The organism is Streptococcus sp. 2018110 (assembly GCF_019754115.1).
In the GTDB taxonomy this organism is placed as follows: domain Bacteria; phylum Bacillota; class Bacilli; order Lactobacillales; family Streptococcaceae; genus Streptococcus; species Streptococcus hashimotonensis.
Genome location: NZ_JAIJZO010000005.1, coordinates 64,674 through 84,319 on the forward strand (window position 1 = coordinate 64,674; position 19,646 = coordinate 84,319).

Consider the following 19,646-nt stretch of genomic DNA (forward strand, 5'->3'; position numbering starts at 1 on the left):
GTATTATGTTTCGTTTGTTTTTTATCTAATCTGCCCATGCTCATTCCTAAGAATAAACCCCAAAACGAAGCTTGGCTCAAGACCAGTACCACTTCTCTGATTTCGTCTTCCCACTCCCAAAATAAAAAATACCAGCTACACCACATAGCTGATATTTCAGATAATTATTTTGCACTTCTGACACAAGCTTCATAGGTCTGTTCCATCAACATGGTAATAGTCATCGGACCAACACCACCTGGAACTGGGGTAATATAACTTGCTACTTCTGATACTTCATCGTATTTGACATCACCGATTAGCTTGCCATTTTCATCACGATTCATACCAACATCAATTACTACGGCACCTGGCTTAACAAATTCCTTGGTCACAAAATGACCACGACCAATGGCAACCACAAGAATATCGGCCTGACGAGCAAGATCTGGCAAGTTTTTGGTACGAGAATGTGCAATCGTTACAGTAGCATTAGCATCCAATAGCAGCTGTGCCATCGGTTTACCAACAATATTAGAACGACCAATAACTAAAGCAGACTTCCCTTCCAGCTCAATCTGATATTCCTTGAACATTTCCATAATTCCTGCTGGAGTAGATGGAATCATGACAGGATGACCTGACCAGAATTTCCCCATGTTAGTCGGATGAAAACCATCCACATCCTTATCTGGGTCAATAGCCAACAAGACCTTTTCCTCGCTGATGTGGGCTGGTAAGGGCAATTGCACCAAAATACCATGCCACTCATCATCCTGATTATAGCGCTCAATCAAATCCAACAAGTCTGACTCAGAAATCGTATCTGGAACGCGAACAACCTCACTCTTGAATCCAGCAGCTAGAGCTGACCGCTCCTTATTCCGTACATAAACCTGACTAGCAGGATTTTCGCCAACTAAAATAACTACAAGACCTGGTACCAAACCCTTTTCTTCTTTTAATCGAGCAGTTTTCTCCGCCAAGGCAGCCTGCATTTTTACACCTAGTGCTTTCCCATCAATGACTGTCATACCTACACTCCTTTTGTTTTTTCTATTATACCCTAAAATTCTCCGACTGACTATACTTGTACAAAGTAGAATATAGCATGTAGCAAAAAACTCCGAACAATATCGGAGTCGTACTTATTTGTTCATTTATAGTCTTTTAGTTTACTTTTAGTACTAGGCAACGAGCTGCAGACAGTACTGGAGTACGGCAAAGCGAGTTAACGAAGTAATAAAAGAAAAACTAAATGACTATATTACAAGACCTTAGACAAGAAATCCTTAGTCCGTTCTTCCTTGGTATGTTCAAAGACTTCTTCAGGCGTTCCATCCTCCACGATGACACCACCATCCATAAAGATAACCCTGTCAGCTACCTCACGCGCAAATCCCATCTCATGAGTCACGATAACCATGGTCATCCCTGACTTAGCCAAATCCTGCATAACAGCAAGAACTTCACCAACCATTTCAGGGTCTAGTGCAGAGGTCGGTTCATCAAAAAGTAGGACATCTGGGTCCATGGCCAGACCACGTGCAATAGCGATCCGCTGTTGCTGACCACCTGAAAGGCTTTGTGGATAGGCATTCGCCTTATCTGGCAATCCTACCTTTTCAAGTAATTCCTTAGCCTTCTTCTCAGCCTCATCCTTTGCAATTCCCTTTGTCTTAATAGGTGATAAAGTAATATTATCTAATACCGTCATATTCGGAAAAAGATTGAACTGTTGAAAAACCATTCCCATCTTTTCACGCATCTTGAAAATATCATTTGACTTGTCAGTAATATCAACACCTTCAAATGTAACAGTTCCCTTGGTCGGTACTTCTAAGAGGTTCATTGTACGTAAGAAAGTCGATTTCCCTGACCCTGATGGACCGATAATAACGACTACCTGACCTTGTTGAATATCTAAATCAATTCCTTTTAGAACCTCATTCTTTCCGAAGTACTTATGTAAATCCTTGATAGAAATAATCGCATTAGACATGGAACTGCCCTCCCTTGTTCAACTTTTTCTCAAACGACTGAATAATCACTGTTAGCACCGTTGTCATAATTAGATAATAGCTCGCTGCAAATACAAGTGGTGTTAAAGGAATATAAGAAGTGGATTGAACTGTCTGAGCACCATTCCATAATTCCATCACACCGATGGTTGATAAAAGTGAACTATCCTTAACAATAGTCACAAATTCATTTCCCAAGGCTGGAAGGATATTCTTGATAGCCTGTGGCATAATAACGTAACGCATGGCCTGCTTTGGTCTAATACCAAGCGAATAAGCAGCTTCCAGCTGTCCTTTTGGTACAGCATTAATACCTGCACGAACAGTTTCAGATACATAGGCACCCGAGTTCATCGAAATAACAATGATACCTGGAATCAAGCGTGTCAAATCTACCGTCAAAATTCCTAGCTGAAAAGTTGGTGCTACAAAATGTGTCATCGCAAAAGCAATCATAATCTGGACAATCATCGGTGTCCCACGGAAAATCCAGACATAGATATTGGCAGTCCAAGCTAACACTTTATACTTACTACGCTGAGCAAAAGCAAGCAACACACCTAAAATACTACCAAAAAATACTGAGAAAAATGCAATAATGAGGGTAACAATTGCCCCATAATTAAAATAAGCCCAATACTCAGGCAAAAAAGAAAAATTCATTCATCCTACTCCAATTCTGTCATTTAGAGTCTATTATACCATTTTTGAATATTTATGCAATACTTTTGTTTATAATATTCATTTTACACAAGAAAAAAGCACCCTTAGGTGCCTCTCACTTCTTCTTAGTACAATAGCTCATAGATTTCCATTGCAATCAAGTCGATGCTATCAAACGCGTACGTTTCACGAGCAGCAACATCACGCAAGGTAAATACTGAACCATTTTCCTCGTCATAGCTATAAGCCACTTCTGCAACAACAATACCATCACGTTCGAAATTACGTTTCAACGTACCGCCGTCATTAGCCATAGCTTCCAGACGATTGATAATTCTCACCAAATGTGATTCCATATTCGTTCTCCTAATCCTTTTTATAGGAATATTTTACCACATATTGCCAAAAAAGTCTTATTTTTTCCCTATTTTCTTCCTATCGCCCTATTTTTCATAGAAAGTTTTTCCAAGCGTAGCAGTTTCTTGATTTTTCTATGAATCTTGTTATAATAAAGCTAGAACTGACCTTTTTTGACTATTTAACAATAGGTCACATTTTTCACAGAAAGAGGTAGAATTATGCTCTGCAAAAATTGTAATATCAACGACGCAACGATCCATCTCTACACCAACTTAAACGGTAAACAGCAGCAGGTAGACCTCTGTCACAACTGCTACCAAATCATGAAAACAGACCCTAATAATGCTATCCTACGTGGGTTGGGAGATTTAACAAATCCTAACAACATGGATCCCTTTAGTGAATTCTTCAATCACCTAGGTGGCTATCCTGGCAATACCCCTGCTGGAAAAAATCGCGAACAGACTCCTCCCACTCAAGCTGGTGGGCATAATGGACGTGGTGGACAGACCCCTCCTCCGCAACAACCCCAACAACCAAATGGGCTCCTTGAAGAATTTGGTATCAACGTTACCGAAATTGCCCGTCGTGGGGATATTGATCCAGTAATCGGTCGCGATCAAGAAATTACCCGTGTCATCGAAATTCTCAACCGTCGTACAAAAAATAACCCTGTTCTTATCGGTGAGCCTGGAGTAGGTAAAACAGCGGTTGTTGAAGGCTTGGCTCAAAAAATTGTCGATGGCGATGTCCCACAGAAATTACGAGACAAGGAAGTCATTCGTCTGGATGTTGTCAGCCTCGTACAAGGAACAGGTATCCGCGGACAATTTGAAGAACGCATGCAAAAACTCATGGAAGAAATCCGTAATCGTCGCGAAATCATTCTTTTTATTGACGAGATTCACGAAATTGTCGGTGCTGGTTCTGCAGGCGATGGCAACATGGATGCTGGCAATATCCTCAAACCAGCCCTCGCACGTGGTGAAATGCAACTAGTCGGTGCAACAACGCTCAACGAGTACCGTATTATCGAAAAAGATGCCGCCCTAGAGCGCCGTATGCAACCTGTAAAAGTTGAAGAACCAAGTGTCGAAGAAACCATTACCATTCTCAAAGGTATCCAAAATAAATACCAGGATTACCATCATGTTAAATACTCCGATGCAGCTATCGAAGCTGCCGCAGTATTGTCCAACCGCTACATTCAAGACCGTTTCCTACCAGACAAGGCTATTGACCTTCTGGATGAAGCTGGTTCAAAAATGAATTTGACCCTCAACTTTATTGATCCAAAAGAAATTGACCAACGCCTGATTGATGCTGAAAATCGTAAAGCACAAGCTACACGGGATGAGGACTATGAAAAAGCGGCCTATTTCCGTGACCAAATTGCTAAGTACAAGGAGATGCAAAAGGCAACTATCAGCGAGGAAGATATTCCACTCATTACTGAGAAAGAAATTGAGGCCATCGTTGAGCAAAAAACAAATATCCCAGTTGGTGATTTAAAAGAAAAGGAACAGTCCCAGCTTGTGAACCTCGCTAGTGACTTAAAAGCCCATGTTATCGGACAAGATGAAGCAGTTGATAAGATAGCTAAAGCCATCCGCCGTAATCGTGTCGGTCTCGGTGCTCCAAATCGTCCAATTGGATCCTTCCTCTTTGTCGGACCAACAGGTGTCGGTAAAACCGAATTGTCTAAGCAATTAGCTATCGAACTCTTCGGTTCGGCGGACAGCATGATCCGCTTCGACATGTCCGAATACATGGAAAAACACGCTGTCGCTAAACTCGTCGGAGCTCCTCCAGGCTATGTAGGCTATGAGGAGGCTGGACAATTGACTGAAAAAGTCCGTCGTAATCCTTATTCACTCATCCTCCTTGACGAAGTTGAAAAAGCCCACCCAGATGTCATGCACATGTTCCTTCAGGTCTTAGACGATGGGCGTCTGACAGATGGACAAGGTCGGACAGTCAGCTTCAAAGATACCATCATCATCATGACATCAAATGCTGGTACTGGAAAAGTTGAAGCAAGTGTCGGTTTTGGTGCGGCTATGGAAGGGCGGACTCAATCAGTCCTTGGCCAACTTAGCAATTTCTTCACACCTGAATTTATGAACCGATTTGACGGCATTATTGAGTTCCAACCACTGAGCAAGGAAAACCTACTTGAAATCGTCAGCCTCATGCTAGACGATGTGAACAAACGCCTTTCTCACAATGGCATCAGCCTCCATGTAACAGATAAAGTTAAGGAGAAATTAGTGGACCTTGGCTACGATCCAAAGATGGGAGCTCGTCCACTACGCAGAACCATCCAAGATCAGATTGAAGACGCTATCACCGACTTCTACTTAGAACATCCAGCAGAAAAAGACCTACGTGCTGTCATGTCAAGTAAAGGTACAATTCAAATCAAGGCACAAACAAAGACAAAATAAGAAAATAGAGCTGCTCCCTACGAGTAGCCTATTTTACTGTTTTGATATTCTATTTTTCTAAATTTTTCCCCATCTCCATCCTATAAAAAAACTTTACTTTGTAAAGCCTATCACAAGGAAAAATAATAAAAAAGTGGTATAATGTATACAACTCATTCCAATTATGAAAGAGGATAGAATTGCCTATGGAGAAAATCGCTGTATTTGGAGAAAAGAAGGCTGGCGTCAGCTACCAGAGTCGCTTTGGTGTTTACGCAGTTATCCCAGATGAAAAGAAAGAACAGATCATACTCGTTCAAGCGCCAAACGGAGCTTGGTTTCTTCCTGGTGGAGAAATTGAAAAGGGAGAAAATCACCTCATTGCCTTGGAGCGCGAATTGATGGAAGAGCTTGGATTCACCGCTGAAATCGGAAAATACTTTGGTCAGGCTGACGAATACTTCTACTCTAGCCACCGCGATACCCATTTCTATAATCCAGCCTACATCTATGAAGTAACTAGCTATCATCAAATAGGGCAACCACTAGAAGATTTCAACCATATTGCCTGGTTCCCAGTCAATGAAGCCATCGATAAACTCAAACGTGGTAGTCACAAATGGGGCATTGAACAATGGAAATTGCAAGAAAATTCATTCAATAACTAGTAAAAACACTCTAATCGTGCTATAATGTAGCCAAAGAGATAGAGGAGGTTCCACATGAAAATCATTAACACGACAAATAGTCATCCCAATCTTGTCCAAAGCCAGTTGGCTAATACTGATGCTTTCCTAGTAGAGACTTATTCTGCAGGGAATACAGACGTTATTTTCACACAGGCACCCCGTCATTATGAACTCTTGATCAGTAATAAATACCGTGCAGTACAACAAAATGAAATCGAGCAAATTCGTGATTTCTTCCTTCATCGAAAAATTGATGAACGAACTATTAACAAGGCTGCCATTCAAACGATTCACACAGACCGTTTGATTGAAATGTCTATTCCCATTATCGCAGAAGTGTAAGAAGCCAATTGGCTTCTTTCAGATTGAAGAAAAAGTCCATTTTGGACAATTTTCTTCAATCTTTTTTCTTTATGTTGAAAATAAAAAAACTCTCAAAAATGCCGAAATATCAATGTTTCTAAGAGTTTAATGACTTGCTATCTTTCGCAAACTTCTTCAATTTTTATATTTTTAGGAGTTTGTCTACGTTCTGAAGCTCCAATGGAGCTTTTCACTCATCAAGGCTCTTGACAACGGATAATTTTGATTTTCGAAGAGTACTACAAAAAAAGCCTATCACTAGATAGACTTTAACAAATGTATTGTGATTACTTAAGCTTCAAAACCTTGAGCTACTGCTTCAGCAAAGTTTTCTTCCACTACGCTTGCACAGTGGTCACAGATTGTCGCACCATAGCTACGTTCTACAACACTAGTATCAATGCGGCGGCAACGGTCACATACTTCACCGCTTGCACGCTCTACAGTAAAGGCAACTTCTTCTACCAGAACAGCACTTTCAGGAGCTACTTCCGTTGTTACTGTAAGATTAGAAACAATAAGCAACTGAGCAAGGTCTGCATTCAAGCTCTCCAAGAAGGACTTGGTTTCAGCTGAGACATAGGCAGTCAAATGAGCTTCAAGTGATTTACCGATGACTTTGGCATTACGTGCTTCTTCCAAGGCTTTTTGTGCCTGAGTACGGAAGACCATAAAGTTTTCCCAATCAGCCAAAAGTTGCGCTTCATTGGCAAAGGTTTCCACCTCTGGCATTTCCGCCAATTGTACAAACTCTTCTGCTTCGTGTTCCAAGTATGACCAAATTTCTTCTGCTGTGTGTGGCAAGATTGGGGTCAAGAGCTTGGTAATTTTCACCAAGATGTCATAGAAAACTGTCTGCATCTGACGACGAGAGAGTGATTTAGCACCATCAATGTAGACAACATCTTTGGCAAAATCGAGGTAGAAGGCTGACAAATCAAGGGTTACAAAGTTCACTACAGATTTGTAGATGCCCATGAAATCATAATTATCGTAAGCTTCACGGATTTGAGCTACCAATTTATTGAATTTCACCAAGAGATATTGGTCAACAGAACGAAGCTCTTCGTAAGCCACCGCATCACTTGCAGGATTGAAATCAGAAGTGTTGGCAATCAAGAAGCGAAGGGTATTACGGATTTTACGATAGGTTTCAGATACCTGTCCAAGAATATCCATAGACACACGTACGTCGTTTGAAGTATCAACAGATGTCACCCACAGACGCAAGATTTCTGCACCAAATTGTTTCTCAACATCACTTGGTAGAATGGTATTTCCAAGAGATTTAGACATCTTCATACCTTTGCCATCTAAGACAAAACCTTGTGACAAGACAGCCTTGTATGGCGCATGACCATTTACGGCTACAGAGGTAATCAAGGATGAGTTAAACCAACCACGGTATTGGTCAGAACCTTCTAGGTAGAGGTCTGCTGGGTAGGCAAGATTTTCACGTGCGTTCATGACACCATTCCAAGATGAACCAGAGTCAAACCATACGTCCATGATGTCTGTTTCTTTGGTAAATTCGCCATTTGGTGAACCTGGATGAGTGAAACCAGCTGGCAAAAGATCTTTTGCTTCTGATTTCCACCAGATGATAGAACCATGCTCTTCAAAGAGAGCTGCAACATGGTCCGTCACTTCCTTGGTCATAATCGCTGTACCATCTTCTGCATAGAAGATTGGAAGCGGCACACCCCAGGCACGCTGACGAGAGATGACCCAGTCACCGCGGTCACGGATCATGTTGTAAAGACGTGTTTTACCCCAAGCAGGAATAAAGGTCGTTGCTTCGATTTGGTCCAAGATTTCCTGACGGAACTTAGAAACAGAGGCAAACCATTGCGGTACTGCACGCCAGATGATTGGCTTCTTGGTTCTCCAGTCAAATGGATAAGAGTGATTAATCACTTCACTAGCAAGAAGCAAGTCGCCTAATTTTTCCTTAACCGTTGGTACAACCTTGTCATAGAATTGCCCTTCAAAATCAGGACCCGCAGCTTCATTCATCAAGCCGCGTTCGTTGACAGTTACCGCAACCTCCAAGTCATATTTGACACCGACATTATAGTCATCCTCACCAAAACCTGGAGCCGTATGGACGATACCAGTACCCGAGTCCGTTGTGACATGGTCACCTAAGATAACCAATTCATCAACTTCTCTATCCCATGGGTGTTCGGTCACGATGTATTCAAACTCAGCACCCTTGTGTTTTGAAATCACTTCGAAGGATTCCCAACCGAATTTGGCTGCCAAGTTGTCAACCAAGGCTTCTGCCAAGACATACTTACGGTCAGAACCAGCTGGTTGAACCAAGACATAGTCAATGTCTGCTCCCATTGTCAAACCGCGAGAAGCCGTTACTGTAAATGGAGTTGTTGTCCAGACAACGATGTAGCTGTCTGTATCCAAGAGCCCCTTGCCATCTTTGACCTTGTTAGCATAATAAAGAGATGTTGAGTCAATGTCGTGGTATTCAATTTCAGCTTCTGCAAGGGCAGATTCAGATGACCATGACCAGTAGACAGGCTTGGCACCACGGTAAATATAGCCCTTGTCTGCCATAGCACCGAAGACACGGATTTGAGCTGCTTCATAGTCTTTCGTCAAGGTGATGTATGGATTTTCCCAGTCTGCAGAAACACCCAAGCGTTTGAAATCATCACGTTGTTTGTCAACTTGGCTAAGAGCGTAATCACGACACATTTCAAGGTATTCTACCAAGTCCATTTCCTTGCGCTTAACACCTTGTTTTGCCAAGACTTGCTCAATAGGAAGACCATGCGTATCCCAACCCGGTACAAATGGTGCACGGAAGCCAGACATTGACTTAGAGCGAACGATAATATCTTTAGAAATCTTGTTCAAAGCGTGTCCAACGTGGATATTTCCGTTAGCGTATGGAGGGCCATCGTGGAGGTGGAAGGCAGGTTTGCCTTCATTGAGTTCTTGGCGACGAGCATACAAGTTTGCTTCATCCCAAGCCTTTTGCCATTCTGGTTCACGTGTTGGTAAGCCTGCACGCATAGGAAATGCTGTCTTACCTAAATTGAGTGTTTCTTTTAGTTTCATCATAACTCCTTTATCTTATAATTAATTCCATTTTCATTTCTTGGCCTTCTAAACCAACGGATTGAAAACCAAGTTTTTCTAAAATGTACCTCATTTTATGATTGCCAATAACATAATTTATAGAAATTTTATGACAAAGCGGATCCGCCTTCGCCTTTCCAATCATTTGCTGGATGGCTTCCTTTCCGTATCCACGATTTTGAAAATCCTTATCAATCAACAAGCGCCATAAATAATAACTATTATCTTTGGGTTCAATAGATAACATTGCAAAACCGACAACTTTTCCGCCAGATAGCACAGTATATGGTAGAATCATTCCCGAATCTTTATATAGCCAAGCCTGGGCTAAAGAATATTCAACCGATGCCACTCGGCGCTGGTCCTCAGGTGCAAGTTGAACTTGTAACACTGCTTCAAAGTTGTCCTTGTTTACTAATTCTAATCGTATCATAAAAATAAAAAAAACTCCCGCCAAATAAGGACGAAAGTTCGTGGTACCACCTTAGTTTAGATAGAGTTTCCCCTATCCCTCTATGTTCGTAACGTGAACGGGCGTCTTTCCTTACTATTTTCAGGAAAAATCAAACAAAGTGATGATCCATAGAAAGAGATTGTAGGGCTTCCACCATCTCCTACTCGCTATAAATATTTCTACCGACCGTGTCTCTGCTTATGATCTTTATTATTCTTCTGTTGAAATTTCTACAGACTCTCCACTCTCAAAGGCTGCTGCCTGACGAGTTAATTCTGCAATTTCTTCTGGTGTCAATTGACGTGTATAATCCAAACTTTCTTCTTCAACAGGTAATTCTTCATCCAAAGCCTTATGAAGAACATCACGGAAAGCCTCGTCACTTGTTTGAATGTAACTTGCTGTTGGGCGAAGAATTTCCTCCCATTCAGATGAATTAACCAATGATAATTGGCTTTCAACTGTTGATTTCAGACGCTGATGGAAAATACGTGTCTTGTTTTTTAATTCTTCAGTCTCAATGACAACTTTTTTCGCGTTGTCAGTCGCATTACGAAGAATTTCATTTGCCTTATCTTTAGCTTCATGTAACAATGTTGCCGCATCATAGTCAGCTTGTTTAATAATATTTGCCGCTTGATCTTCGGCCGCAACCTTTACTTTCTCAGCTGTATCTTGAGCTAAAAGAACTGATTTACTCAATGATTCTTTCATCTCATCAAAATAAGCCAAACGTTCCCGCAAATTTTTCAATTCTAACTCTTGGTCATGGTTTTTACGAATTAAATCCTCATAATCACGCGTTACAATGTCCAAAAAGTCATCAACTTCATCTGCGTCGTATCCTCTAAATTTTGTAGCAAAGGTTTTATCTTTTAATTCTAATGCTGTAAGTGCCATCTTTCCTCCTAAGTTTTAACAATGTCTAACTTTAATTTTATCTTCCCTTGCTTAGAAAAACCTAAAAATTCATTTAGGCGAACTCTACCATATCTCCTAACACTAATTAATTGCCCTATTTCAACTAATTTACTGGTTTGTTCTGTCAGAACATAATCCAATTTCACATGTCCAGCCTCAATCAACTTATTTGCAGTTGCCCTTGAAAGATTAAATGCGACCGAAATCAATTTATCCAATCTCATACTGGAAACCAAAACATCCTTTGAACGCCATTCCTGTCCAATCGGTAGTCGAACAGTCATCCATTCTTCTTCCTTTCCCTTAACAGGGACACGAGCAATTTTAGTGATAGATTGTAAGGCAATCTGCCCAAATTTCTGATCGATAAAGACAATCAATCGTTCATCATCAATCAAAATATCACCCAAATACTCCCTTTTAATCCCTAGTTGATTGAGAAAAGTTCCAAGAACTTGTGAATGGGATAAGGTGTGAAATTTTCTAGCATAGGACAAATGAAGAGCGGTTAACTCAAAGTCCTTGATGTCCAACTCATAATAAGCCGGGGCAATAATAACCCGCGAATGTTCAGTCGAAACAAAGTCCCGACTAGAAAACGTTTGTAACTGGTAGTAGTTAGCAATTTTGCATACAATTTCATCTTGTCTAGGATGTAAAAAGTGAGTTAATTTATATGAATACGTATCTTCAACTTGCTGACACATATCCATTATTTTCTCTACAAACTCTCTTTCTTCCCTAGAAAAATGTTGCAATAAGTTTTTGTCATTTTTCATAACTATGCTAACAGTAGCAATAATTGAACCAAGAAGCGAGTTCCCATATTAAGCGCAATCATGGCTGCCATTACGGTCCAATCCAACCCCATAAATTGCAGATTAAATCGCCTAAAGGGTTTTAAAATGGGTGCTACCAGCCATTGAATCAAACGTCCAATCGAGCTTGTATATAGGCTAGGGAACCAACTTAGCAAAGCGTATGCCAATAAGAGATAGGAATAAATTTCTACAATTTTTAATAGTAAAAAAATCAAAATTTGCATAGCGTTACCGTTTTATATCAAAGTCAAAATTTGAATCAGCCGCACCAGTAGTTGTACCAGCATTGCGCAATTCTTCAATATTGACTGTGACATTTACTGGAGTTAACAGCCACATGGTATTTGAGACCTTTTTCAAATTTCCAGATAATACTGAACGAGCACCATCCAAGTAGTCTAGGCAACGTCTTGCTTGTTGCTCCGACATATATTGAAAATCAATGAGAATACTCGCATTGTCTAGTAAAAGATTTACCATCTCTGGTGCATCTTCATAACGTTTTGGAAACTTAATATCAATTGTAGTTTTGACAATCTCTTTTTCGTTATTATTAGTCATCAATTCTTGCTGCCTTTCATGTAGGCGTTGAAGTTGACTTTCTGAACGTGCTTCCCGACGCGTCTCTACTTTTGGCTGCTGTTCGCGCACAGGTGCAGCTGTAGTAGTATTGGCAACACGCATTTTAGGACGATCATTAGGCATTGAATAGGCATCTGCCTGTTCTTCAACTTCATTGACTTCGTCAACTTCAAAGTAATTAAATAAGTTCTTAAATGTATCTTTTAATGCCATATTTTCCTCCTCTCCATTATTCAAAGAATGCTGAGCCAATTCTCACATATGTAGCTCCGTGAGCAATGGCGCGTTCAAAGTCCCCACTCATTCCCATACTTAACTCTGTAAAGGGCATACGTGGTAAGTTCCTTGTAGCTAGTTCTTCTTGGATTTCCTGCATTTTAGAAAAAATCTCGTCTAATTCATCATCTGTAGCATCAATCGGTGCCATCGTCATCAATCCAACAAGTTCAATGTTCTCCAATAAACTAATTTCAGCAAGTGCCGCATCAATCTCAGATACTGCAAAGCCATGCTTACTCTCCTCACCGGAAACGTTGACTTGGAGGAAACACTTGACTATTTTAGTCGCACGTTTATCTATTTCCTGAGCTAGTTTGACAGAGTCTAGGGCGTGGAAATAATCAACAAATGGAATAATGTCCTTGACCTTTCTTCTCTGTAAAGTCCCTATCAAATGCCATGTCAATTGTTTGTCTGCTAGGGCATTATACTTTTCCAAAAACTGATCGACTCGATTTTCTCCAATATGAGTAATTCCAGTATTCACTAGCTGATTAGCAATAGAGCTGTCAACATATTTGGTGACAGCTATTACCTTTACTGATTCACTCGGACGACCTGCCTTCTCAGCAGCTTTTGCAACTGCTGAAAAGATAGCATCCTTATTCTTTTGAAAATTCATTTTAGTTTAGCGATTACGGAAGAATGGTGGTGTATCCAATTCATCCTCATCTTGATCCATTGTAAATTTTTCGACGGAAACAGTGGATGTTGGTTCTGCGTCAGTTGGACGAATCAAGTTTTCACGACGTAAATCCCACTCTCCGAAGGCAGAAGCTTTCGGCGCTTCAGTTTGTTGTACAGCTCCACGAGTTGGTGCTGATGCTACTGAATGATCAAAGCGTTGAGAAGGGCGTGGTGAAACAGCTTCCGTGCGATGGCGGACTGGTTTATCAGCAGTATCTTGACGAACACCTGTAGCCACAACAGTCACACGAATCTCATCTTTCATTGTTTCATCAATAGATGTACCCAACCAAATGTTAACACCTTGACCCGCAGCCTGATTAACGATTTCCGAAGCATCTTCTGCTTCTGTCAGAGTCATGTCATAACCACCTGTAACATTGACAATGACATCCTCTGCACCATCAATTGTTGTTTCAAGAAGAGGAGAATAAATCGCTTTACGAGCCGCCTCAATCACTCGGTCCTCACCAGTACCGATACCGATACCCATCAAGGCGTTTCCTTTGTTTTCCATAACTGTCTTCACATCTGCAAAGTCCAAGTTAATCAAACCAGGATTTGTAATCAAGTCTGTAATTCCTTGAACACCTTGACGAAGAACATTATCAGCTTCGCTTAGTGCTTCTAAAAGCGGTGTTTTCTTATCAACAATTTCAAGAAGGTTGTTGTTTGAAATAATTAAGAGTGTATCTACTTGTTCGCGAAGACCTTCAATTCCCTCAATCGCAAAGTTTCCACGTTTATTTCCTTCAAAACCAAACGGACGAGTCACAACTGCGACAGTCAAGGCACCCAAGTTTTTAGCAATACGTGCAATAACAGGAGCCGCACCTGTCCCTGAACCACCGCCCATACCAGCAGTGATGAAGACCATATCTGCACCAGTTAATACATTAGTCAATGCTTCTTCGCTTTCCTCAGCAGCTTTACGACCAACCTCAGGTTGACCTCCAGCACCCAAACCACGAGTCAATTTAGGACCTAGTTGGATAACTGTTTCAGCTTTAGAGCTACTTAGCGCTTGTACATCTGTGTTTGCTGCAATGAACTCAACCCCAGCAACACCTTCTTCAATCATACGGTTAATCGCGTTTCCGCCACCACCGCCGACACCGATTACTTTAATGACAGCACCATGACTAGCTGCTGCTTCAAATGAAAATGCCATAGTTTAAATCACCTTTTCTTTTCTCTTATTCAAACATGCTGCCAAACAAACCACGAATGCGATCTGTGATGTTTCCCTTAGCAGCTGGACGAACCTCTTCCTCATCATGATAAGCAGGAATCACTTGCTCATCAACATGCTCCACAGTGTTCAATTCGCTCACGATTTCTTTTTGAATTGGCTGACTAATTCGAGGACGAGTTACAGATATTTCAACAGGTTTATGTCTCAAAAGAGTTTCACCATTCACCGCATGTTGGGCGATATTTTCAACATCTTCCAACTCACCAACATACTCAACAAAGCTAATCACACTTGCAAATGCTGGATTGCGGATACCAATTTGATTTGGAACAAAAAGTTTAGTATTAACACCAAACACTTCTTGGGCCAATTCTGTAATTCCTGGTAAGATAGCACCACCACCTACAAGAACAATGCCACCTGGTAAATCTAGAGCACGTGTACGCTCCAAATCTTGTTTTACACGGTCAAAAATCTGACGTAAACGTGCCGCAATCACTTCTGAAAGGTAGCGCTCGGTCACTTCAACTGGAGCGTTTTCTCCAATCACTTCGACAGTGAACTTTTCCTTATCACTTGCATCTTGCGGATAGGCAATGCCGTAGTTGTATTTCAAGTTTTCAGCAATACTCTTTGAAGTTGTCAATACTTTTGAAATATCGTTTGTGATATAATCTCCACCTTCTTGGTAGATGTTTGTGTATTGCAACTCTTGGCCACGCATAACAGCCACCGTCGTTTGACCGCCACCAAGATCAATGACAGTCGCACCAAACTCACGTTCACCTTCATTCAATACAGAGCGAGTTAGTGCCAACGGAGAAATTACAATATTTTCAACTTGGACACCTGCACGCTCCACCGTTTTACGAAGATTGTGAAGAATGGTACGTGGTCCTGTGTACAGCATCCCACGCATTTCCAAGCGAATTCCCATCATTCCACGAGGGTCCTTAATGCCTTGGAATCCATCGACAGTGAACTCTTCTGGAATAAATGAAATCACTTCGCGTTCCGGAGTCATACTCTTTGTCAATGCTGATTTTACAACATTCTCAACATCCAAGTCTGTAATTTCTTGTGAATCTGTTGTAACAGGAATCATCCCTTGAGTTGGTTCAATCTGAAGAAGGTTGGCAGGTAATCCAACATTTACCTTTTCAATGCGGATACCTGACTTTTCTTCTGCCTGCTCGATCGCTTTTTTAATCGCTCCAGCAGCCACCTCAATATTTACAATAATTCCATCTTTGACGCCAGCACTTTTTACATTGCTGACCCCAATCACATTCATTTCGTTATCAATATATTCTGCAACCAAGACTTTAACGGAGCTTGTACCAATATCTAATCCCGTAAAAAAGCCGTTTCTAGCCATTCTATCAGTCCTCTCTTACTTCCAACTTTAACAAATCATCTTCCATTTTGAAAAAATAGTATAATTAGTCACCCTTCATTATACCATATTATATCGATTTTTGGTGATTTTAAAGGTTTTTTTTATTACTTTTTCTTTACAAAATTGTCTATTTTAGCTTGCATATCTATAAATGCCAACTTCCATATCAATTGTCGTTGGAACTGTCACTTCTGCCGCTATTTTTGTATAGTAAGGCAACTTCTGACTAATCTCACTCAATGGAACTAAAACCGTGTTCCCATCTGCCATATTGAGTGTCAGCAAATCCGCGGTCACTTTACTTGGCGTTAAATTTATTGTCTGAATAGCAGAACGAATTCCTGTATCTATTTTCCCCAATTCAATGGCCAGTTCCTTGATTAATTCCTTGTCGGATAAATTAATCGTTGGGTAGCCTTCTGGCAAGGAATCCTGTGAAATCGACTCTCCACCAACCTCTCCACTAGACAATACTGGATACCACTGACTTTGTTGCTGAATGTAGCCTATTATAGCGTATTCTTTAATTTGAATCGTAAAGGTAGCTGGAAACTGGAACTTGATTGTTGCAGTCTCTACAGACGAACTATTCTTCTTAATATTCTTTGCGTAAGCATCTGCATGCAAAGCTATGGTTACAATGTAATCATCTGGAGAGATAAGGCTATAATTTTCTACTTGCTCAGCAGTTAGTCGCTCATTTCCAACGACCTCTATTTGTTTTTTCTTGCTGGTTGGAGAAATAAAATACAGAGCCAAGGCTGCCAATAACAAGCTCGTCACAAGAACTGGAACGGCTTTCCACACTACCTTGGAAGGAATATCAGCTTTTAAAGTTTGAACCTCTTTCTTTGTTTCCTTTTTGGATTCCCGACTCTCTTGTCTTCTGTTTATTCCCTGAAAAAGGACTCTTTTACTCTTTCTAGCTTTTGGGCTCTTCTGTTCTGTCTGCCCTTCGTCAACTGCCTGAACTTCTGCCTCATCTTTATGAGCAAGGTAGGCTTGGTGGCGTGCTTTCCATTGTTCGAAAAAGGCACTTTTTTCATCATTCGGAGCAGTCATCTCAGGTATGTCTACATCCGTAGAAAGTCCTTTTTCTTCGGCTAATACAGATCCTTTCTCCGCTGGTGAAATTTGTTCTGAATCCAATTCTACTTGGGATGCCTGTTCCACTTCTAGCACTGATTCTTCTACATTTGAATCTTTTTCCGTCATAGAACCTACCTTCCCATATCTTCTCTAAGCAAATTGTAAAAACTATCTACTGACTGAATTTCATTAGAATTTGCCATGTTTTGGATATAAAATTCCTTATTTTTCAATAGCTCATCAACTTCTACTAACAGACTGGCAAATGTCAATTGACTTTCATCAATCTGCTTAGAATATCCCTTTTTCTCTGCATAGAGAGCATTTTCAATCTGATCCCCTCGACTGGCCTGCCTTCCTAGTGGCACAATCAAATGGAGTTGTTGCATGGCAATCAACTCAAACAGAGTATTGGAACCACCACGGGTAATAACGACATCCGCTAAATCCATCAAGGGTTGATAAAGTTCTGTCACATAGTCAACTCTATATAGGTTTTTATCTAATTGATTGAGACTACTGTCCCCTGTCAAGTTGATAATATTGAATCGTTCGGTCAGAGCAGCACTATTCTGACTGATTAAATCATTAAAAACCTTAGCACCGCCCGAACCACCTACAAACAGTAGGGTCGGTAGACTTTTATCGAAGTGACTGAGAATTTCTGGCAACTGAATTGGTGTAACTTTGTCATTCGTTTGCCCAACTTTTGTAACCGCACCAACATGTTTTACTTTAGTCAAGCTGGCAGGTTGCTCAAAAGTACTATACATGGTTGTCGCAAATTTATAGGCAATTTTATTGGCCAGTCCCATTGTTAAGTCTGATTCATGGATAAAGACCGGAACCCGCAGCAAATTAGCCGCAATAACTGGCGGAACCGATACAAACCCACCTTTTGAAAAAAGAGCTTGCGGACGAATTTTAGCAATAATGGCCAAGGATTGAAGAACACCAAAACCAACTTTAAACACGTCCAACATATTTTGAAAAGAGAAATAACGGCGCAATTTCCCAGTCGAAATAGAATGAAAATGAACATCTAAACCTGATTTCACAACCTGCTCATGTTCAATACCGTTCCCATCACCAATATAGTGGACTTCCCAGCCTTCTTCCAAAAATCGCGGAATCAAAAGGAGATTGAGCGTCACATGCCCAACAGTCCCTCCGCCTGTAAAAACAATTTTTTTCATGATTATTTCAACTCCTCAAAGGTCTGTAAGAAGACGTCACCACGCACTTCAAAATTGGCATACATATCCCAGCTTGCATTGGCTGGACTCAAAAGGACGATATCTCCTTTTTCTGCAATGGCAAAGGCTTTTCTAGTCGCATCCGCAATATCAAGAGCTTCTATCGTTTCCACTTCTGCCTTATCTGCTGCACGTTGAACACGGGGAGCTGATTGACCAAGGATCACCATTTTCTTTAGTCCGACTAAATCAGGGATTAATTCATCAAATTCATTGCCACGGTCCAAGCCTCCTGCAATCAAAATGACCTTGCTATTGTCAAACCCTGAAAGAGCTTTTTGAGTCGCCAAAATATTGGTAGACTTGCTATCATTATAGAAGGAAACCCCATTGATCTCGCCTACAAATTGCAAGCGGTGTTTGACACCTCCAAAGGCAGACAAACTTTCCTGAATCGCTTGGTGGTCTACTCCCAACAATTTTGCAACCACAATGGTTGCCAAGGCATTTTCAACATTGTGTGAACCTGGAACACCAATTTGGTCCGCATCCATGATGTATTCACCCTTGAAATAGAGTTTTCCATCTGCCAAATAAGCTCCATCAACCACTTCCAGCGTAGAAAAAGGAACTACAGTTGCTTTGGTCTGTCCAGCCAATTCCTTGGCTTCTTTCTGGTTGAAGTTGAGCACTACAAAATCCTCAGCCGTCATCTGACGCTGAATCATCCATTTTGCTGCTACATAGTCTTCAAAAGTCCCATGATAATCAATATGACTGGCAATAAGATTAGTCACAACGGCGATATGCGGGCGGAAAGATTCTGTCCCCATTAACTGGAAAGACGATAATTCCATGACCAAGGTATCCTCTGCAGTCGCAGTTTGAGCGACCGAAGATGCTGGGTAACCAATATTTCCACATAATTTTGCAGGTTTATTTCCAGCATTCAAGACTTCTGCAATCATGGTCGTTGTCGTTGTCTTACCGTTCGAACCTGTAATCCCCACAATTGGAGCATCTGATACCAAGTAGGCCAACTCAACCTCTGTCCATACTGGAATTCCTCTTCCAATTGCTTTTTCAACCATCGGATTATCATAACGAATTCCTGGATTTTTTACCATCAAAGCGAAATCTTCATCCAACAATTCCAAGGGATGGCTCCCGCAAATAACACGGATACCATCTTCCAACAAAGATTGAGCAGTCGGATTTTCTTCAAAAGGCTTCCCATCGTTAACAGTGACGATAGCACCCAATTTATCCAGGAGACGGGCTGCGGATTCCCCTGATTTAGCTAAACCTAGCACTAACACTTTCTTATTTTTTACAATATCAATCATCTTCATCTCAATTACCTTTACTTTCTAACACCTTATTTTACCCTTTACGAAGACCTTTTTCAAGCCAGAGGACA

At 41.0% G+C, this 19,646-nt stretch carries 19 protein-coding genes; 3 read left to right on the plus strand and 16 right to left on the minus strand.

Annotated features, from left to right (window positions below):
• Nucleotides 1–164 precede the first annotated feature (164 nt).
• From K5Q34_RS04960 to K5Q34_RS04975, 4 genes are all read right to left on the minus strand, one after another.
• Complete coding sequence (locus K5Q34_RS04960; RefSeq protein WP_024385039.1) at nucleotides 165–1,013, minus strand: bifunctional methylenetetrahydrofolate dehydrogenase/methenyltetrahydrofolate cyclohydrolase; 849 nt, start codon at nucleotides 1,011–1,013, stop codon at nucleotides 165–167.
• 233 nt (nucleotides 1,014–1,246) lie between these two features.
• Nucleotides 1,247–1,981 (minus strand): amino acid ABC transporter ATP-binding protein, encoded by a 735-nt coding sequence (locus K5Q34_RS04965; protein ID WP_002943067.1) that lies wholly within the window; start codon nucleotides 1,979–1,981, stop codon nucleotides 1,247–1,249.
• Entirely contained in the window at nucleotides 1,974–2,663 is a 690-nt protein-coding gene (locus K5Q34_RS04970; protein ID WP_002938702.1) for an amino acid ABC transporter permease, read from the minus strand. The genes K5Q34_RS04965 and K5Q34_RS04970 overlap by 8 nt, the downstream gene beginning before the upstream one ends.
• A gap of 125 nt (nucleotides 2,664–2,788) precedes the next feature.
• The gene (locus tag K5Q34_RS04975; protein ID WP_002938704.1) at nucleotides 2,789–3,019 is read right to left on the minus strand and encodes a DUF1797 family protein; all 231 of its coding nucleotides are present in this window, start codon (nucleotides 3,017–3,019) and stop codon (nucleotides 2,789–2,791) included.
• Between the two features lie 222 nt (nucleotides 3,020–3,241).
• On the opposite strand from K5Q34_RS04975, the gene K5Q34_RS04980 reads away from it, so the two are divergent.
• The 3 genes from K5Q34_RS04980 to K5Q34_RS04990 all read left to right on the plus strand — a co-directional run bounded on the left by K5Q34_RS04980 (nucleotide 3,242) and on the right by K5Q34_RS04990 (nucleotide 6,480).
• Nucleotides 3,242–5,470 (plus strand): ATP-dependent Clp protease ATP-binding subunit, encoded by a 2,229-nt coding sequence (locus tag K5Q34_RS04980; RefSeq protein WP_015646546.1) that lies wholly within the window; start codon nucleotides 3,242–3,244, stop codon nucleotides 5,468–5,470.
• Nucleotides 5,471–5,655: 185 nt separating this feature from the next.
• Entirely contained in the window at nucleotides 5,656–6,117 is a 462-nt protein-coding gene (locus tag K5Q34_RS04985) for an NUDIX hydrolase (RefSeq protein WP_002938708.1), read from the plus strand.
• 54 nt (nucleotides 6,118–6,171) lie between these two features.
• Nucleotides 6,172–6,480: a DUF1827 family protein gene (locus tag K5Q34_RS04990; RefSeq protein WP_002938710.1), complete on the plus strand. Its 309-nt coding sequence runs from the start codon at nucleotides 6,172–6,174 to the stop codon at nucleotides 6,478–6,480.
• A gap of 312 nt (nucleotides 6,481–6,792) precedes the next feature.
• Here the strand turns inward: K5Q34_RS04990 and ileS are convergent, their stop codons facing one another.
• From ileS to murD, 12 genes are all read right to left on the minus strand, one after another.
• The gene (ileS, locus tag K5Q34_RS04995) at nucleotides 6,793–9,582 is read right to left on the minus strand and encodes an isoleucine--tRNA ligase (protein WP_208547091.1); all 2,790 of its coding nucleotides are present in this window, start codon (nucleotides 9,580–9,582) and stop codon (nucleotides 6,793–6,795) included.
• Between the two features lie 10 nt (nucleotides 9,583–9,592).
• Nucleotides 9,593–10,036, minus strand: a complete 444-nt coding sequence (locus tag K5Q34_RS05000) for a GNAT family N-acetyltransferase (RefSeq protein ID WP_172115787.1) — start codon at nucleotides 10,034–10,036, stop codon at nucleotides 9,593–9,595.
• 231 nt (nucleotides 10,037–10,267) lie between these two features.
• Nucleotides 10,268–10,957, minus strand: coding sequence for a DivIVA domain-containing protein (locus tag K5Q34_RS05005; RefSeq protein ID WP_024385043.1), 690 nt, complete (start codon nucleotides 10,955–10,957; stop codon nucleotides 10,268–10,270).
• Nucleotides 10,958–10,965: 8 nt separating this feature from the next.
• Nucleotides 10,966–11,757, minus strand: coding sequence for an RNA-binding protein (locus K5Q34_RS05010; RefSeq protein WP_105139517.1), 792 nt, complete (start codon nucleotides 11,755–11,757; stop codon nucleotides 10,966–10,968).
• Nucleotides 11,758–11,759: 2 nt separating this feature from the next.
• Nucleotides 11,760–12,023 carry a YggT family protein gene (locus K5Q34_RS05015; protein ID WP_002943042.1) on the minus strand — a complete coding sequence of 88 codons (264 nt, stop codon included), beginning with the start codon at nucleotides 12,021–12,023 and terminating at the stop codon, nucleotides 11,760–11,762.
• A gap of 4 nt (nucleotides 12,024–12,027) precedes the next feature.
• The gene (locus tag K5Q34_RS05020) at nucleotides 12,028–12,594 is read right to left on the minus strand and encodes a cell division protein SepF (protein WP_024406976.1); all 567 of its coding nucleotides are present in this window, start codon (nucleotides 12,592–12,594) and stop codon (nucleotides 12,028–12,030) included.
• A 16-nt stretch (nucleotides 12,595–12,610) separates the two neighbouring features.
• Nucleotides 12,611–13,282 (minus strand): YggS family pyridoxal phosphate-dependent enzyme, encoded by a 672-nt coding sequence (locus K5Q34_RS05025; RefSeq protein ID WP_011922038.1) that lies wholly within the window; start codon nucleotides 13,280–13,282, stop codon nucleotides 12,611–12,613.
• Nucleotides 13,283–13,288: 6 nt separating this feature from the next.
• Nucleotides 13,289–14,518: a cell division protein FtsZ gene (gene ftsZ, locus K5Q34_RS05030; RefSeq protein ID WP_029171401.1), complete on the minus strand. Its 1,230-nt coding sequence runs from the start codon at nucleotides 14,516–14,518 to the stop codon at nucleotides 13,289–13,291.
• Nucleotides 14,519–14,543: 25 nt separating this feature from the next.
• Nucleotides 14,544–15,920: a cell division protein FtsA gene (gene ftsA / locus K5Q34_RS05035; RefSeq protein ID WP_024409158.1), complete on the minus strand. Its 1,377-nt coding sequence runs from the start codon at nucleotides 15,918–15,920 to the stop codon at nucleotides 14,544–14,546.
• Between the two features lie 153 nt (nucleotides 15,921–16,073).
• Nucleotides 16,074–17,156, minus strand: a complete 1,083-nt coding sequence (locus K5Q34_RS05040; RefSeq protein ID WP_105151135.1) for a cell division protein FtsQ/DivIB — start codon at nucleotides 17,154–17,156, stop codon at nucleotides 16,074–16,076.
• Between the two features lie 5 nt (nucleotides 17,157–17,161).
• Nucleotides 17,162–18,226 carry a UDP-N-acetylglucosamine--N-acetylmuramyl-(pentapeptide) pyrophosphoryl-undecaprenol N-acetylglucosamine transferase gene (locus K5Q34_RS05045; RefSeq protein ID WP_032500041.1) on the minus strand — a complete coding sequence of 355 codons (1,065 nt, stop codon included), beginning with the start codon at nucleotides 18,224–18,226 and terminating at the stop codon, nucleotides 17,162–17,164.
• A 2-nt stretch (nucleotides 18,227–18,228) separates the two neighbouring features.
• Nucleotides 18,229–19,578: a UDP-N-acetylmuramoyl-L-alanine--D-glutamate ligase gene (murD, locus tag K5Q34_RS05050; protein WP_172115786.1), complete on the minus strand. Its 1,350-nt coding sequence runs from the start codon at nucleotides 19,576–19,578 to the stop codon at nucleotides 18,229–18,231.
• Nucleotides 19,579–19,646 lie beyond the last annotated feature (68 nt).